Source organism: Novispirillum itersonii subsp. itersonii ATCC 12639 (assembly GCF_000381985.1).
In the GTDB taxonomy this organism is placed as follows: domain Bacteria; phylum Pseudomonadota; class Alphaproteobacteria; order Rhodospirillales; family Rhodospirillaceae; genus Novispirillum; species Novispirillum itersonii.
Genome location: NZ_KB907337.1, coordinates 279,094 through 294,350, shown reverse-complemented (window position 1 = coordinate 294,350; position 15,257 = coordinate 279,094). Strand labels below are relative to the sequence as shown.

11 protein-coding genes are annotated in these 15,257 nt (G+C 62.2%); 4 read left to right on the top strand and 7 right to left on the bottom strand.

Features of this window, described 5'->3' with window-relative positions; all coding sequences use genetic code 11:
- Positions 1-138: 138 nt before the first annotated feature.
- Complete coding sequence (locus G365_RS0101305) at positions 139-1,398, top strand: putative Na+/H+ antiporter (RefSeq protein WP_043741065.1); 1,260 nt, start codon at positions 139-141, stop codon at positions 1,396-1,398.
- Between the two features lie 28 nt (positions 1,399-1,426).
- Positions 1,427-3,091 (top strand): sensor domain-containing diguanylate cyclase, encoded by a 1,665-nt coding sequence (locus tag G365_RS0101300; protein ID WP_019643690.1) that lies wholly within the window; start codon positions 1,427-1,429, stop codon positions 3,089-3,091.
- On the opposite strand, the gene G365_RS0101295 is transcribed toward G365_RS0101300, so the two are convergent.
- The 6 genes from G365_RS0101295 to tpiA all read right to left on the bottom strand — a co-directional run bounded on the left by G365_RS0101295 (position 3,092) and on the right by tpiA (position 9,315).
- Positions 3,092-3,658: a Panacea domain-containing protein gene (locus G365_RS0101295; protein WP_019643689.1), complete on the bottom strand. Its 567-nt coding sequence runs from the start codon at positions 3,656-3,658 to the stop codon at positions 3,092-3,094.
- A 134-nt stretch (positions 3,659-3,792) separates the two neighbouring features.
- Positions 3,793-5,070: a phosphopyruvate hydratase gene (gene eno, locus G365_RS0101290; protein ID WP_026344998.1), complete on the bottom strand. Its 1,278-nt coding sequence runs from the start codon at positions 5,068-5,070 to the stop codon at positions 3,793-3,795.
- 60 nt (positions 5,071-5,130) lie between these two features.
- Positions 5,131-5,988, bottom strand: coding sequence for a 3-deoxy-8-phosphooctulonate synthase (kdsA, locus tag G365_RS0101285; RefSeq protein WP_019643687.1), 858 nt, complete (start codon positions 5,986-5,988; stop codon positions 5,131-5,133).
- 46 nt (positions 5,989-6,034) lie between these two features.
- Entirely contained in the window at positions 6,035-7,663 is a 1,629-nt protein-coding gene (locus G365_RS0101280; protein ID WP_019643686.1) for a CTP synthase, read from the bottom strand.
- 381 nt (positions 7,664-8,044) lie between these two features.
- On the bottom strand, positions 8,045-8,347 hold the full coding sequence (gene secG / locus G365_RS0101275) for a preprotein translocase subunit SecG (RefSeq protein WP_019643685.1): 303 nt from the start codon (positions 8,345-8,347) through the stop codon (positions 8,045-8,047).
- A gap of 209 nt (positions 8,348-8,556) precedes the next feature.
- Positions 8,557-9,315 carry a triose-phosphate isomerase gene (gene tpiA, locus G365_RS0101270; RefSeq protein ID WP_019643684.1) on the bottom strand — a complete coding sequence of 253 codons (759 nt, stop codon included), beginning with the start codon at positions 9,313-9,315 and terminating at the stop codon, positions 8,557-8,559.
- 337 nt (positions 9,316-9,652) lie between these two features.
- Here tpiA and G365_RS0101265 point away from each other — a divergent pair, with 337 nt between their 5' ends.
- Entirely contained in the window at positions 9,653-11,536 is a 1,884-nt protein-coding gene (locus tag G365_RS0101265) for a peptidyl-prolyl cis-trans isomerase (RefSeq protein WP_019643683.1), read from the top strand.
- A gap of 171 nt (positions 11,537-11,707) precedes the next feature.
- Positions 11,708-13,207, top strand: a complete 1,500-nt coding sequence (trpE, locus tag G365_RS0101260; RefSeq protein ID WP_019643682.1) for an anthranilate synthase component I — start codon at positions 11,708-11,710, stop codon at positions 13,205-13,207.
- 115 nt (positions 13,208-13,322) lie between these two features.
- Here trpE and G365_RS0101255 read toward each other — a convergent pair whose 3' ends face one another.
- Positions 13,323-15,128, bottom strand: coding sequence for an ABC-F family ATP-binding cassette domain-containing protein (locus G365_RS0101255; RefSeq protein ID WP_019643681.1), 1,806 nt, complete (start codon positions 15,126-15,128; stop codon positions 13,323-13,325).
- Between the last annotated feature and the right edge of the window lie 129 nt (positions 15,129-15,257).

Here is a 15,257-nt window from a genome sequence, read left to right as displayed (position 1 = left end):
CTTGCGCCATGCCAAGTCGGCATCCATTATGGGGCAACCGTATCCGATCCTCTGCCGACAGGTGGCCCCGACCGGGCCGATGGCTGTCTGTACCGATGGATCAGAACACCGCCGACGCAATGAGGACCCCGGAAGCCCATGCACCCGACAACAGTTGAGATGATCGGCGCTGGCCTGTTCGCCATCGCCGTTCTTCATACCTTCTCCACCAAATTTTTTGAGCATCTGGCCCACACCCGCCCGGCTCACGCCGGTCTGTGGCACCTTCTGGGCGAGGTGGAGGCGGTTTTCGGGTTCTGGGCCCTTGTTCTTGTTATGTTCATGTTTTCTATTGACGGGAAGGCGGCCGCGACCACCTACCTTGATACCCAGAATTATACTGAGCCCCTGTTTGTTTTCGCCATTATGGTGATCGCCGGCAGCAAGCCGATCATTCAGGTGGCCCGGGTCGGCGTCAGCGCCATTGCCCGGCTGCTGCCGATGCCCGCCGGGATGGCCTATTTCATCACCACCCTGTCTGTGGTGCCGCTGATGGGGTCATTGATCACCGAACCGGCAGCAATGACCCTTGCCGCCATGCTGCTGCGGGACCGCTACTACAGCAACCCGATTTCCCAGCGGCTGAAGTACGCCGCCATCGGCACCCTGTTCGTCAACGTCTCAATCGGTGGCACCCTGACCCCCTTCGCCGCCCCGCCGGTGCTGATGGTTGCCGCCAAGTGGAACTGGGACCTGATGTATATGCTGACCCATTTCGGATGGAAGTCAGCCATTGCCGTTCTGGTGAATGCCAGTGTGCTGACTGCCCTGTTCGCCGCCGAGCTGCGCCGCCTGCCTGCGGCCCCGGCAGATCATCCGGCAGATCAGGTTCCCGTTGCCGTTATGATGATCCACATGCTGTTTCTGGGCGGTGTCGTCCTGTTCTCGCACCATCCGGCCGTGTTTATGGGGCTGTTTCTGTTCTTCCTCGGCTTCACGCAGGCCTACCGCCGTTATCAGGATCCGCTGATCCTGCGGGAAGGGCTGATGGTCGCCTTCTTCCTGGCCGGGCTGGTGGTGCTGGGCGGACAGCAGAAATGGTGGCTGCAGCCGATGCTGGCCAATATGGATGCGACGATGATTTATTTTGGCGCCACGGCCCTGACCGCAATCACCGATAATGCAGCCCTGACCTATCTCGGCTCGCTGGTCGATGGCCTGAGTGAATCGTTTAAATACGCACTGGTGGCCGGTGCGGTGACCGGTGGTGGCCTGACCGTCATCGCCAATGCCCCCAATCCCGCCGGTTTCTCCATTCTGCGTGGCAGCTTTGACGAAGGCGCGATCAACCCGCTGTATCTGTTTCTGGCAGCCCTGCCGCCGACCATTACAGCCATTCTCGCCTTCCAGCTTCTCTGACCGACGCCCCTAACCACATGAGATTACGATGTTTTTCAACAGCCTGCGAACCCGCCTGACATTGTGGTTCGGGGGACTGGCCCTGACCGGCGTTGTTGTTGCAGGTGCCTATGTCGGTTCCATCGCCACAGACGAACTGAAAACAATCGCCGGGCACCGGCTGGAAGCGGCGGCAGAGTCCGCCGCGGCCCTGCTGTCAGAAAACCTGCGGGAGCGGCAGCTGGAAGCCCAGCTTCTGGCGCAGGGGCCTCTGTTTACTGACGGCGATCTGGCGGGCAGAGATGTCCGCCGGGTTCTTGATATACGAAAAGCCGCCCATGGGGCCTATGCCTGGATCGGGGTCACCGATCAGACCGGGCTGATCCTGCAGGCGACCGACGGTGTTCTGGTCGGCCAGAATGCCGCGGCGAGGCCGTGGTTTCAGGCCGGGCAGAGCGGAAATTTCTTTGGCGACATCCACGAAGCGGTGATGCTGGCCAAACTTCTCCCCCAGCCGACCAGCGGGCAGCCGCTGCGCTTCATTGACATCGCCACCCCGGTCCGGACCCGGGATGGTGCATTGCGCGGCGTTCTGTCAGCCCATGTCACCTGGGACTGGGTGACCGAAACCATTGCCACAGCGGTCAGGGATTCCCTGAACAACACGCAGGCCGAAGTGATTCTGGTCAACGGAAACCGGTCTATCCTCTATCCCTACAGCCTGATTGGTGCGGAACAGGCACCCGCCCTTCCAGACCGCAGCTTCCGTGATCTGACATGGCCGGATGGTGCCGCGTATCTGACTGCCGCCGCGCAGGTGGATACCGGCCCTGATTCCAGCGTTGTCTGGACCATTCTGGTCCGCCAGCCCCGCGCTGATGCCGTTGCCCCGGTGCAGGCGTTGATCAGAAAACTCCTGGTCCTTGGCCTGATCGGTGTGGTGGTTTTCTCGGCGATCGCGTATCGCTTTGCGCTGCGTCTCAGCCGCCCGATTGAGGATCTGGCCGAAGCCGCCCGCAGCATTGAGGAAAAAGACCGCCTGCCGGAAACGTTCCCCAACGCAAAAACCGGTCCCGCAGAAATCAGGCTGCTGAACACAGCCTTCCGGTCGATGGCGGAAAGCCTGCTGAAGCGGGAACACGATCTGGCGGCCCTTAACGCGTCTCTTGAAATGCTGGTCGCACAACGGACCGCCGCCCTTGAGGAGGCCAACCGGGAACTGCAACGTCTCGCCACCCATGACGGCCTGACCGGAGTGCTGAACCGTCGCCGCTTTGACGCCATTGCGGCTGAACACTTCAGCCTGTTTCAGCGGTCCGCCATTCCGTTCACCATTCTCCTAGTAGATGCCGACCACTTCAAGAGCGTCAACGACACCTACGGCCATCAGGCCGGGGACCGGGTGTTGCAGGCGCTGGCCGGGTTGCTGCTGACCAACATCCGCACCTGCGATATCCTCGCCCGCTATGGCGGGGAAGAATTCGTGCTGCTGCTGCCGGAAACCCCGGCCCAGCCCGATGGAGAAGGACTGGCTGAGCGGCTGTGCGCTCTGGTCGCCAAGGCCCCCTTCCCTGACGTCGGGACCATGACCATCAGTCTGGGGGTGGCACAGGTGCTGACCACCGACAGCAGCATCGCAGATGCCATCGCCCGGGCCGATATGGCCCTGTACGAAGCCAAACGGAGCGGGCGGAACCGCGCTGTGACCGGATAATCAGGAGGCCGGGGGCGTTTTACGCCCCGGCGTCCAACTGGTGACATTGACCGGCTTGCCGGTCTGCGAGCGCATGACCCGTGGCCGCAGCACCCGGTCAATCGGCGGAGCTGCTTTCAGGCTCTGCTCGTTCTGGGTCGGCTTACGGCCATAATAGGCCACCATTGCCTCCAGCGGGATCAGCGCGCGCCGCCCCTGCGCAAAGGCATCCTGATAGGGGGGGTGGCTGCACACCAGCTTATTCAGATACTCGGCACTGTGCGGGCTGAACTTACGCCACAGACTGTCGAGAAACGGCTGCACCTCCGGCGGGATCTTCTGATAATCCACTTTCGGGCGGCCATGCTCAAACGCCCGCCAGGAAGACGGCTCCAGCGGCCCCATGCCCGACGCGATGAACAGACAGGGCATCAGCATGTCCCCCCGGCTCATCACCGCATAATAGGCCTGCGCCAGAAACAGCAGGCGTTGCAGCTTCTGGGGCTGCAGATATTCCCCGTCATCCAGCGCCCGGTCGATCAGCCAGAAAGCCACATCAAACACACTGTCGCAAATGGGCGGCTTCATCCCGTCTTCCAACCCCTGTCTTTTTTCCGGCTTTGATCCTGCCGTTGCCCAGCATACCGACCCGGCAGCAAAAAAGAAACGGGCCGGAGCATCTCGCCCCGGCCCGTCTTCTGTACCAATCAAACCGGAAGGGATCAGCCCTTCAGGATCGAGGTCCCGGCATACAGGGCGGCATCGCCCAGCTCTTCCTCGATACGGATCAGCTGGTTGTACTTGGCCATACGGTCAGAACGGCTGAGCGAGCCGGTCTTGATCTGGCCGCAGTTGGTGGCAACCGCGATATCAGCAATGGTGCTGTCTTCGGTTTCGCCCGAACGGTGCGACAGAACGGCAGTGTAGCGGGCCTTATGGGCCATCTGCACGGCTTCCAGGGTTTCCGACAGGGTGCCGATCTGGTTAACCTTAACCAGAATGGAGTTGCCGACGCCCTTCTGGATCCCGTCAGCCAGACGGACCGGATTGGTGACGAACAGATCGTCACCGACCAGCTGCACCTTGCTGCCGAGCGCGTCGGTCAGCAGCTTCCAGCCATCCCAGTCATCTTCAGACACGCCGTCTTCGATCGAGAAGATCGGGAAGCGGCTGCACAGGTCTTCGTAATACTTCACCATACCGGCAGCATCCAGCACCTTGCCTTCGCCGTCCATCCGGTACAGACCGTCCTTATAGAACTCGGTCGAGGCGGAATCCAGCGCCAGCATGATGTCTTCGCCCGGCTTGTACCCGGCCTTTTCGATCGACTTCATGATGAAGCTCAGCGCTTCGTCAGCCGACTTCAGGTTGGGGGCGAAGCCGCCTTCGTCACCGACGTTGGTGTTGTGACCGGCGTCGTGCAGCTGCTTCTTCAGGTTATGGAACACTTCCGAACCCATGCGGATCGCATCGGCGACCGAACCGGCGGACACCGGCATAATCATGAATTCCTGAATGTCGATCGGGTTGTCGGCATGCTGGCCGCCGTTGATGATATTCATCATCGGCACCGGCAGGGTGCGGGCATAGGCACCACCGATGTAACGGTACAGCGGCAGGCTGGATTCTTCAGCAGCAGCCTTGGCAACGGCAAGCGACACGCCGAGGATGGCGTTGGCGCCCAGACGGGCCTTGTTCGGGGTGCCGTCGAGGTCGATCATGATCTGGTCGAGCAGAACCTGATCATCCGCATCCAGACCGGCGAGCGCCTGGAAGATCTCGTCGTTGACCATGTCAACGGCCTTCAGCACGCCCTTGCCAAGGTAACGGCCCTTGTCGCCGTCACGCAGTTCAACCGCTTCATGCGCGCCGGTGGAAGCCCCCGAGGGAACGGCGGCGCGGCCGAAAGCGCCGCTTTCCAGAATCACATCGACTTCGACGGTCGGATTGCCGCGGGAGTCGAGGATTTCACGGGCATGAATATCAACAATGGCGGTCATGGAGGACATCTCCCAGGGTTGAAAGTGGCAAAGCCGGAATGTTGGGTAAAAAACCCGGCCTTACAGTACAACCGGATTGGCCTTGGCCAGCCGGTCGAATTGCACCAGAACCTGAAGCAGGGACTGCATCTGGTCCAGCGGAATCATGTTCGGGCCGTCAGACGGCGCGCAGTCAGGATTTTCGTGGGTCTCAATGAAGACCCCGGCAATCCCCAGTGACAGGGCTGCCCGGGCCATCACCGGGGCAAATTCCCGCTGACCGCCGGAAGAGCCGCCCTGACCGCCCGGCTGCTGCACCGCATGGGTGGCATCCATGATGATCGGGCAGCCGGTATCCCGCGCCATGGTCGGCAGGCCCCGCATATCGACCACCAGCGTATTATAGCCGAAAGAGGCCCCGCGCTCGGTGACAATCACGTTGCTGTTGCCCGCCCCGTCAAGCTTGGCGACGACGTTCTTCATATCCCACGGGGCAAGAAACTGCCCCTTTTTGACGTTCACCGCCCGTCCGGTTGCTGCGGCAGCCAGCAGCAGATCTGTCTGACGGCACAGGAACGCCGGGATCTGAAGCACATCAACCACCGGGGCCACCTCGGCGCAGTGCCAGGGCTCATGCACGTCGGTCAGCACCGGAATGCCATAGGTGTCCCGGATTTCGGCAAACACCGGCAGCGCCGCTTCCAGCCCCGCCCCACGACGGCCCCCCAGCGAAGTGCGGTTGGCCTTATCGAAGGAGGTTTTATAGATCAGCGGTACGCCGGTGGCCTGACAGATTTCCACCAGACGGCCCGCCGTCTCCATCGCATGATCCCGGCTTTCCATCTGGCAGGGGCCGGCGATCAGCACCATCGGCAGATCGTTCCCGAATGTGACGGAGCCGACAGAAACATGACGCGGGGCGGCGGCAGTCTGGGTCATCTGAATATCCTTAAAACCGGCAGGAAAACCAGCGGGGAGTTGGCAATCACACCAGGCGCGACTTGGTCAGCGCCGCAGTGATGAAAGAGGTGAACAGCGGATGCGGATCAAACGGCTTGGACTTCAGTTCCGGGTGGAACTGCACACCGATGAACCACGGATGATCTTTGTATTCAACAATTTCCGGCAGCAGACCGTCCGGCGACAGACCGGAGAAGCGCAGACCGGTGGCTTCCAGCTGGTCCTTATAGTGCACGTTCACCTCATAACGGTGACGGTGACGCTCCCGGATCACTTCGGTGCCATAGATCTCGCGGACGCGGGACCCTTCTTCCAGATGGCACTCATAAGCCCCCAGACGCATGGTACCGCCCAGATCACCGGAGGCAGAGCGCTTGACCAGCTCGTTCCCGCGCAGCCATTCGGTCATCAGACCGACCAGCGGGGTTTCCGACGGGCCGAATTCAGAGGACGATGCCTTCGGCAGCCCGGCCAGATTGCGGGCACATTCGATCACCGCCATCTGCATGCCGAAGCAGATACCAAAGTACGGCACATTGTTTTCACGGGCGAAGGTGGCGGCCCGGATCTTCCCTTCCGAGCCACGCTCCCCGAAGCCGCCCGGCACCATGATGCCGTCAACCCCGCTGAGGACGTCGACCGGATTTTCCTTCTCCAGTTGCTCGGCGTCGATCCACTCCAGCTTAACCTTGACGTTGTTGGCGATGCCGCCATGGGTCAGGGCTTCCGACAGGGACTTATAGCTGTCGAGCAGCGAAGTGTACTTGCCGACCACACCGATGGTCACTTCCCCTTCCGGCTTGGTCACCCGTTCCAGAATGGTGTGCCAGCGGCTGAGATCCGGGGCCTTTTCATGCGGCAGATGGAAATGCTTGCACACCTGAGTGTCCAGACCCTGCGCATGATAATCAATCGGCACCGCATAGATGCTGGAGGCATCAAGGGCCGCAATCACGTTCTTTTCATTGACGTTGCAGAACAGCGCAATCTTGCGGCGCTCGCCTTCCGGGATCGGGCGGTCAGAGCGGCACATCAGGATATCGGGCTGAATGCCGACGCTCAGCAGTTCCTTCACCGAATGCTGGGTCGGCTTGGTCTTCAGCTCCCCGGCGGTCGGAATATAGGGCAGCAGGGTGACATGAATCACCATCGCCCGCTCACGGCCCAGCTCGTTGTTCAGCTGGCGGATCGCTTCAAGGAACGGCAGGCTTTCGATATCGCCGACGGTGCCGCCGATTTCACACAGACAGAAGTCTTCATCGGTCAGGTCAGACAGGACGAAGGTTTTGATCTGGTCGGTGACGTGCGGAATAACCTGCACGGTACCGCCGAGATAATCCCCCCGGCGTTCTTTTTCCAGAACGGTCTTATAGATGCGCCCGGCGGTGACGTTATCTGACCGGCGGGACGAAACACCGGTGAAGCGCTCGTAATGGCCGAGGTCGAGGTCAGTTTCGGCCCCGTCGTCGGTCACATACACTTCGCCGTGCTGGGTCGGGCTCATGGTGCCGGGATCGACGTTAAGGTACGGATCCAGCTTGCGCATGCGCACTTTGTAGCCGCGCGTCTGCAGACAGGCGGCAAGTGCCGCCGACGCCAGCCCCTTACCCAGAGAAGAAACCACACCGCCGGTGATGAAGATGAACCGAGTCATGGAGCGACACTCTGCCTGCTAAAAACGGGATCGGCCACCACCGGCGGGCACTGCGGATAAGGGTATCCCGGCACACCACGGGGCAGCATCTGACCTGCATCAAGATTGCGGACCCGGCGATATGGCAGACATAGCCTTACCATTCCCCCGGATCCAACGGAAACGGATCGAAAAATGCCAACCGGGCGGCAAACGCCGCCCGACGGGCCCCGGGGGCACCCCCGGAACCATGTTCAACCTGTCCCGCGCTTTTCGGGGGCGGGATCCCCTGTGCGTCAGTCTGCTGCCGGATTTAACCACCGGGGTCTCCCCCACAGGACCGTAACAGCAGACGCCGGAATGTCCGGGCAACGGAACGGGGCCGGAAAGCCCCGCCGCAGCTTACTGCGACACCGGAGCGGCCGGGGCCGCCGGGGTCTGGGCCGGAACATCAACGATCGACGACTTGGCGCCGGAACCGCTGTTGTTGGCCAGAATCGCCAGCACCAGGCTGGTGATGAAAAACGCGGTCGCCAGAATGGCGGTGGTACGGGTCAGGATGTTGCCGGCAGCGCGGCCAGACACCAGACCGCCGCCGCCACCGCCGCCAATGCCAAGGGCACCGCCTTCGGAACGCTGCAGCAGAATGACGCCGACCAGAGCAAGCGCGATCAGCAGATGGATGACCAGAACGACGGTAATCATGGACAATCAATACCCATTCTGGGCTGATGCACCGCACCGCGCCTGCGGACCGGCACCGATCAGCCTAACCTCTCAAACGCGGCTTTTTAATGTGACCGCGCGCCAGATGCCAGCACTAAATGCACTGATCATCCGTTTTTCCCCGAATGCCACCCCTGCGTGCCCTGCACGGCCCAAGGCAGCACAGGGCGCGGGGGCAGGCAAAAGTCTTACGCAACCGCCTCAGCAATTGCCCAGAAATCATCGACCTTCAGACTGGCACCGCCGACCAGCGCGCCATCAACATCAGCCAGCCCCAGAAACTCCATGGCGTTAGACGGTTTGACCGAACCACCATAAAGAATGTTCAGGCGCAGCGCCCCATCCCCCAGCACTTCCGCCGCGACCTTCCGGATTTCGGCATGCACTTCAGCGACGTCATCCGGGGTCGGGGTGCGGCCGGTGCCGATCGCCCACACCGGCTCGTACGCCAGAACGGTGTTTTCCGCCGTCGATCCGGCCGGCATCGAGCCGCGCACCTGATCGGCCACAACCCGCAGGGTTTCGCCACGGTCGCGCTCCGCCTCGGTCTCGCCGATGCAGATCACCGCCACCAGACCGGCAGCCTGAGCGGCCTGAGCTTTGTCCTTCACCACAGCATTGGTCTCGGCGTGATCCTGACGGCGCTCCGAATGGCCGACAATCACATGGCTGGCCCCGACGTCACGCAGCATCCACGCCGAAATATCGCCGGTGTGAGCACCCTTTTCATTGCGGTGACAGTCCTGCCCGCCAACCTTCAGGCCGGACCCGGCGGCCTGCGCCGCAACGGCGGCAACCAGTGTTGCCGGGGGGCACAGCAGCATGTCGAACGCCGGGGCCGACAGGGCCTTATAGCGCGCAGCAAGACCGGAAACGAGCAGGTCGGCATCAGCCCGCAGGCCATTCATCTTCCAGTTACCGGCGATCAGCGGACGACGCGAGCTCATTTTCTGTCCTCTTCTTTTAAAGGGCGCTGTGGCTGTTGCAGGGACCTGCAGGGCAATACCCTAGATCCCCTTGATCTCGGCAGGGTGTTTACCATGATCGCCACATTTTTCCAACGGCACTGACGCGTCACGGTCGCCGGGCAGGATAAAAAGCGGCAGCCGATCATACTTTTCCGCTGCGGCAGATGTGTTCCATGGTTGCGGCCCCGGCGGGCTGTCCGTATCATGCGCCGCCTGAGATGACTGCCTTCGGCGGGATCTCGCTTTCTGATTTCCTCGCGGAAGGGCCCCCGCGTCTCCGTATTCACAGCCCTTCCGTTCAGTCTGGGACTTCCCTATGCTTGACGTTCTGCGTAAATCCTCCGGATCGTGGGTTATCAAAATCCTGTTCGTGCTGCTGATCCTCAGCTTCGGCGTCTGGGGTGTCGGTGACGTGGTGCGCGGTCTGGCCACAGACCGGGTCGCCATCAAGGTCGGCGATATCGAATATGATCCGGCCTACGTCGCCAAGCAGTTCTCCCGGCAGGTGGAACAGTTCCGCGGCATGTTCGGCCCGACATTCAACGCGGAATCGGCCAAGCAGCTTGGCATGCTCGACAGCACGGTTGCCGGTATCGTGTCCTCCGCCACCCAGCAGATGGCGGCGAAGGATCTTGGTCTGGTGGTCTCTGATCACGGCCTGCGTCAGGCGATTGTTGAGCAGCCCGCGTTCAAGGGGGCCGACGGCAAGTTTGACAAGGATCTGTATCAGCGGACCCTGATGTCAAACAACATGACCGAAGATATGTACCTTAAGCTGGTACGGCCTGACCTGACCGTCCGCCGCCTGACCGGCAGCGTCGAGGTGAACGCCGCCGCCCCGAAAATTCTGGCGGAAACCCTGTACCGTTATCAGCAGGAAACCCGCAGCGGCGAAGCGCTGGTGGTTTCTGCCAAGGCGCAGCCGCTTGACAAGACTGCCACCGACGATGACCTGAAGGCCGTCTACGATGCCAATGCCGCCCGCTTTATGGCCCCGGAGACCCGTGCCATTTCTGTCCTGCTGCTGCGCAGCGGCGATATGAACAGCCGGATCGAGGTCAGCGAGCAGGAAATCGAAAGCCAGTACACCGCCAACAAAGACCAGTACACCAGCCCGGAAACCCGGGATGTGTCACAGGTGCTGGTGGAAACTGAAGATGCTGCCAAAGCCGTGATTGCCGCCGCCAAGACCCCTGCGGATCTGGAAAAGGCTTCTGCCGCTGTTAACGGCAGCGTCTTCCTGCCGATGGGGGCCGTCACCCGTGACGGTCTGCCGGGCGAAACCGCTGATGCGGTTCTGGCGCTGACCCCCGGCCAGATTTCCGCCCCGGTGCAGAGCCCGCTGGGCTGGCATGTCTTCGGCGTGACCGCCGTTCACGCTGCGGCCCTGAAGCCGCTGGCTGAGGTGAAGGACGAGATCCGCAAGGAACTGGCCCGCGCCAAGGCTGAAGACGCGGTCTATCAGGTTGCCCGTCAGGCGCAGGATGAACTGGCGAGCGGGGCCGGTTTTGCTGTTGCCGCCCAGAAGCTGTCCCTGCCGCTGATCGACCTGCCCGCCGTCACCGACAAGGGCATGGATGCGGCCGGCAAGCTGGTCACCACCCTGCCGGATGGCATGCGGGACCAGATCCTTGCCAGCGCCTTTGCCCTGCAGTCCGGCGAGGAAAGCCGTCTGGAACAGGCCGAGGGCGGGCAGTTCCTGCTGCGCGTCAACGCCATCACCCCGGCGGCACAGCGCCCGCTGAACGATGTGCGGGCAGAGGTCACCGCCCTGTGGGAAGACAGTGCCCGTAAGGCCAAGGCTGAGGCCGTTGCCCAGTCCCTGACCGAGCAGGCCAAGACCGGCAAGCCGCTGGCATCGCTGACCGACCCGGCCAAGGGCATCACTCTGGCCCCGATCCCGGCAGTGACCCGTAACGGCACCGCCGGTGCCAGCACCCTGCCCCGTCAGATGGTGCAGAAGCTGTTCTCCATGGCGGTCAACGATACCGCGATGGTTGCCGGTGACTCCGGTGCCACCGTACTGCACCTGACCACCATCACCGCCGCTGATCCGTCAAAGGATCCGGCCGGGGTCGAGGCTGTTGCCGCCACCCTGAAACAGGAAACCGCCGCCGACCTCACCGATGCTGTCACCGATGGCTTCGGCACCCGCTTCAAAACCGTCGTGAAGCGGGAGTTGATCGAAAAGGCGCTGTAAGCCAAAATCCGGCTCCGGGGTCGCAGACACTGCGGCCCCGGTTTCGTTTCCGGCGCGTTTCAAAACGCCCCGTCCCCTCTCCCCCAACCCCCAGCCCGGTCTTTTTTTTCTCACCCCGGCCCCGGACCAAACGCAACAGACGGGGCCACGATCACTCAGGAGTACCTTCCCATGTTGACGCTTCCCGCGTTCCAGGACTTCCGCACCGCCTATGCTGCCGGTCAGGCGCAGGTGGTCTGGTCCCGCATGGTGGCGGATCTGGAAACCCCGGTTTCTGCCATGCTGAAGCTGGCTGACGGCCAGCCGAACAGCTTCCTGCTGGAATCGGTGGAAGGGGGCGCGGTGCGCGGGCGGTATTCCTTTATCGGGCTTAAGCCGGATATCTTGTGGCGATGCCACGGTAACAGCGCAGAAATCAACCGCTCCGCCCGGCTGACCGCCGACGCCTATGAACCGGCAGGCGATACCCTGACCTCCTTCCGGGCTCTGGTGGCGGAAAGCAGCATTGACCTGCCGCAGGGCCTGCCGCCGATGGCAGCCGGTCTGGTCGGGTACATGAGCTATGATTTCGTGCGGCTGGCCGAGCGCCTGCCCGATGCCAATCCCGACACCATCGGCATCCCCGACGGTATTTTCATGCGCCCGACGGTGATGGCAATCTTCGACAACGTCGACGGTCTGGTCACGATCGTCACCCCGGTACGTCCGCAGGATGGCGTCTCGGCTGAAGCGGCCTATCAGCAGGCCGGGGAACGCATTGCCGATGTGATGGATGACTTCCAGCGGTCCCTGCCCTACCGGCGGGAAACCCCGCGTGCGACCGACACCCCGCCTGAACCGGTCAGCAACGTCAGCCGGGAAGAGTTCCACGGCATGGTTGCCAAGGCCAAAGAATACATTTCGGCAGGCGATATTTTTCAGGTCGTGCTGTCGCAGCGCTTCCGCATTCCGTTCAAGCTGCCGCCGTTTGCCCTGTACCGGGCCCTGCGGCGCACCAACCCGTCCCCGTTCCTGTTCCATCTGGATCTCGGCGACGCCACGCTGGTCGGATCCAGCCCGGAGATTCTGGTCCGGCTGCGGGATGGCAAAGTGACGATCCGCCCGATCGCCGGGACCCGCCCGCGCGGCAAAACCCCGGAGCAGGACCGTGAACTGGCCGAAGACCTGCTCGCCGATCCGAAAGAGCTGGCCGAACACCTGATGCTGCTGGACCTTGGCCGCAACGACGTCGGCCGCGTTGCCAAGGTCGGCACCGTCAAGGTCACCGACCAGATGATCATCGAGAACTACAGCCACGTGATGCACATCGTCTCGAACGTGGAGGGTGAGATCGCCGAGGATCACGATGCCCTGTCGGCGCTGATGGCCGGGTTCCCGGCGGGAACGGTCTCCGGGGCGCCGAAGGTGCGGGCGATGGAAATCATCGACGAGCTGGAGAAGGAACGCCGCAGCTTCTACGCCGGGTGCGTCGGTTATATTTCTGCCAATGGCCAGATGGATACCTGCATCGCCCTGCGGACCGCGCTGGTCAAGGACGGTGAAGTGATTATTCAGGCCGGAGCCGGGATCGTTCTCGACAGCGACCCGGACAGCGAATACGAGGAATGCCGCAACAAGGCCCGGGCTCTGGTCCGTGCCACCGAGGAAGCGGTTAACTTCGCCCGGCGCTGACCGCCCCCCCCTTTTAAACACTAAAACCGGGGAAGAGTGCCGCTGGCCTCTTCCCCGGTTTCTTTTTTACGCTCAGATAAACCCCACAGGCGGGCAGCAGAACGGAAAGCCGCGATCAGCCCCCCAGCTCTTCCTTCAGCATCTCGATTTCCAGCCACTGTTCCTCGGCGGCAGCCTGTTCGGCCTTCAGCGCTTCCAGCCCCTCGACAGCCTTGGCGAACCCCTGCGGGTCACGGGTATAGAAGCCGTCGTCGGCCAGCTTCTTTTCCAGCGCCGCACTTTCCGCCTCCAGCCGCTCCATCAGCTTGGGGAACTCATCAAGGAACCGCTGCTGCTTGTAAGACAGCTTCACCGATTTCGATTTCGGCTTTTCCTTCGGAGTGTCGGCCCGCGCGTCATCCTTGCCCTTGGCCGGAGCCTGCACCTTGGGGCGCTGGCTTTCATAATCGGAATACCCGCCCGGATATTCCCGCACCAGTCCCTCGCCCTCAAAAACGATTGAGGATGTCACCACCCGGTCAAGAAAATCACGGTCATGGCTGACCAGCAGCAGGGTACCGTCATAATCGCCCAACATATCCTGCAACAGATCCAGCGTTTCCATATCCAGATCGTTGGTCGGTTCGTCGAGGATCAGGAAATTAGACGGGCGGGCCAGCGCCTTCGCCAGCAGCAGGCGGTTCCGCTCCCCGCCCGACAGGCTGCCGACCGGGCTGCGGGCCTGACGCTCATCAAACAGGAAGTCGCGCATATACCCGACCACATGGCGCAGATGGCCGCGCACATTGATGGAATCGCCACCGGTGTCAGCCAGCGTATCCCAGATGGTTTTGGCCGGATCCAGCGCGCTGCGGCTCTGGTCAAGGTAAACGGTGGACAGGTTGGTGCCGCGTTTGACCGTGCCGGTATCCGGGGCCTCTTCCCCCATCAGTATCCGCAGCAGAGTGGACTTACCGGCCCCATTGGGGCCGATGATCCCGACCCGGTCACCGCGCAGGATGCGGGTGGAAAACGGGGTGAGGATCACCCTGTCCCCATACGCCTTGCTGATGCCTTCCGCCTCAATCACCAGCTTGCCGGAGGTCTGGCCGCTGTCACTTTCCATTTTGACAAGCCCGGTCCGGGCGATCATCTGGGCGCGCTCGCTCCGCAGTTCCTGCAGGCGGCGCATACGGCCCATGTTGCGGGTCCGGCGGGCCTCGATACCCTTTTTCGACCACGCCACTTCCTGCTCAAGAAACTTGTCGAACTTGGCGGTTTCCACCGCCTCCTGCTCCAGAATACCCTGTGACCAGCCTTCAAAGTCCTTAAACCCGGCCTCCAGACGGCGCACCACACCCCGGTCCAGCCACAGGGTGGTGCGGGTCAGCCGGTTGAGGAAGGCACGGTCGTGCGAGATCAGGATAAAGCCGCAGCGGGTGTTCGACAGATAGTCTTCCAGCCACTGAATCGTCGGCAGATCCAGATGGTTGGTCGGTTCGTCCATCAGCATGATATCGGGCTGGCTGACCAGCAGCCGGGCAATGGCGGCCCGGCGCTTTTCCCCACCCGACATTGCCGCCGGATCGGCATCCGGACGGACCTGAAGATCATCCAGCATGATATCGACGGTATGATAATCGTGCAGCTGCTCCGGCCCCAGACCGGCTGCCACGTAATCATGGGCAGTCGCGAAGCCGGACAGGTCAGGCTCCTGCGGCAGATAGGCGATGCGGGTGCCGGGCTGCACAAAAATCTCACCGCTTTCGGCATCGACCATTCCGGCGATCACCTTCATCAGGGTCGATTTGCCGGACCCGTTACGCCCGACCAGACAGACGCGGTCCCCCTTACCGACCGCCAGCTCAACCCCCTGAAACAGAGGATGACCGCCAAAGCCAAGGCGGATGTCACGCAGGGTCAGCAGGGGAGGAAGAGCCACGGGCGCACCTGTCACTATCAAGCATCGGAAAAGATGCCCCGATGATTACGGCCTCCTCCCGCCTGCGGCAAGAGAAAAGGCCCAAATAACAGAGGCCAGCCATGCTGCACTGCCCCCTTGCACCGCGCC

What these genes read in the sequence shown, in the direction of transcription:
- G365_RS0101305 (WP_043741065.1), top strand. Translation starts at nt 139, where the DNA reads ATGCACCCGACAACAGTTGAGATGATCGGCGCTGGCCTGTTCGCCATC.
- G365_RS0101300 (WP_019643690.1), top strand. Translation starts at nt 1,427, where the DNA reads ATGTTTTTCAACAGCCTGCGAACCCGCCTGACATTGTGGTTCGGGGGA.
- G365_RS0101295 (WP_019643689.1), bottom strand. Translation starts at nt 3,658, where the DNA reads ATGAAGCCGCCCATTTGCGACAGTGTGTTTGATGTGGCTTTCTGGCTG.
- eno (WP_026344998.1), bottom strand. Translation starts at nt 5,070, where the DNA reads ATGACCGCCATTGTTGATATTCATGCCCGTGAAATCCTCGACTCCCGC.
- kdsA (WP_019643687.1), bottom strand. Translation starts at nt 5,988, where the DNA reads ATGACCCAGACTGCCGCCGCCCCGCGTCATGTTTCTGTCGGCTCCGTC.
- G365_RS0101280 (WP_019643686.1), bottom strand. Translation starts at nt 7,663, where the DNA reads ATGACTCGGTTCATCTTCATCACCGGCGGTGTGGTTTCTTCTCTGGGT.
- secG (WP_019643685.1), bottom strand. Translation starts at nt 8,347, where the DNA reads ATGATTACCGTCGTTCTGGTCATCCATCTGCTGATCGCGCTTGCTCTG.
- tpiA (WP_019643684.1), bottom strand. Translation starts at nt 9,315, where the DNA reads ATGAGCTCGCGTCGTCCGCTGATCGCCGGTAACTGGAAGATGAATGGC.
- G365_RS0101265 (WP_019643683.1), top strand. Translation starts at nt 9,653, where the DNA reads ATGCTTGACGTTCTGCGTAAATCCTCCGGATCGTGGGTTATCAAAATC.
- trpE (WP_019643682.1), top strand. Translation starts at nt 11,708, where the DNA reads ATGTTGACGCTTCCCGCGTTCCAGGACTTCCGCACCGCCTATGCTGCC.